Source organism: Bacillus stratosphericus, assembly GCF_020524495.1.
GTDB classification, from domain to species: domain Bacteria; phylum Bacillota; class Bacilli; order Bacillales; family Bacillaceae; genus Bacillus; species Bacillus stratosphericus_B.
On record NZ_JAIVLB010000090.1, the window covers coordinates 1 to 1054 of the forward strand.

The following is a 1054-nucleotide window of genomic DNA, read 5'->3' on the forward strand; positions in this document are numbered from 1 at the left end:
AACGGTGGTTAGGCAAATCTTTTGATCCTGCAATTGCGTAAAATGTTCCTTGTCCTAGACCGTTATTGATAACAGTATCTAAAATACTGACAGATGTGTCTTTAATAGAGATTAAAGGCATGCCTGTGTCAGTCGTTATTTTCATCTTTTGGAATCCCGACACAAAGTCTTTTGCTTTTTTCAAAGCGTCGTCGGCTTTTGCTTGAGCTCCTTTTTTTGTTTCCAAAGAATCAAGGTCGTCAAGTTTTTCCTTCATCTTATAAAGGTGAACCTGTAACTCTTTAGTAGTTGCATCAATGTTTCCTTGCATTACATCGGTGCGCTTTTTTATATCTGCTTCCAGATTAGCTGCTTTTTGTTCTATCTTTGATTTCAACGAGTCAAAATGGTCAATGTAATATTCTGCATCTGGAACAATATTCTCATCTATTAAATTCTTCTTTATTGAGAATGTAAACTCGTGTACAGACAGGGACTGACCGTTGTTATAAAAGAGATTTAATGATGCTTGAACCCTGCCGTATAGCTTAATCTCGTCATTGTCTAGGATATATTCGGCTATCCCTTCGACCTTGTCGACAGCGTGATATTTCTAATGTGCTTAGATCCATTAGAGAACAACAAGACTAACTTACCCTCTACTGCAGACAAAGGGAGAGGCATTCCATCTTTATGCAGCTTGAATATCAATCTAGCTGTGCCTATATCTTGTGTTGAAAACACAATCTTTGAGTCATAGAAGCTTAAGTGGATACCCTTACGCAGCAAGACGTAAAAGACTTCGAGGATGTTCGGTGCTGGCGTTTGTACTCCGACGATGACTTCGTATTCATAGTCGAGGATATTCACGGCCATTTCTGACCACACGTACCCACGTTTCCGTTGCGTTACTTCAAATACATCTCCGTTTTTATACCGAGTTTCATTTACGTGTTTATCCGTAATCAAAATCCGTTCGCCAACGTTTGCCTTACGTTTCTCCGTCTTATATTTCGTCATACTAAAACAACTCCCCGTAGTTTATTTGCGACTGCGCCGCCGCCCTTTCATCGTC

At 39.8% G+C, this 1054-nt stretch carries 1 protein-coding gene and 2 pseudogenes; all 3 read right to left on the reverse strand.

The features are described 5' to 3' along the window. A pseudogene (locus LC033_RS16535) lies at positions 1-376 on the reverse strand (hypothetical protein); the annotation flags it as partial. Positions 377-418: 42 nt separating this feature from the next. After that, a pseudogene (locus LC033_RS17630) lies at positions 419-562 on the reverse strand (BppU family phage baseplate upper protein); the annotation flags it as partial. Continuing rightward, positions 559-999, reverse strand: coding sequence for a phage baseplate upper protein (locus tag LC033_RS16540; RefSeq protein ID WP_226570330.1), 441 nt, complete (start codon positions 997-999; stop codon positions 559-561). The gene LC033_RS16540 and the pseudogene LC033_RS17630, both read right to left, overlap by 4 nt. Positions 1000-1054: the final 55 nt, after the last annotated feature.

Coding starts and splice junctions, on each gene's coding strand:
- LC033_RS16540 (WP_226570330.1), bottom strand. CDS start 999: ATGACGAAATATAAGACGGAGAAACGTAAGGCAAACGTTGGCGAACGG.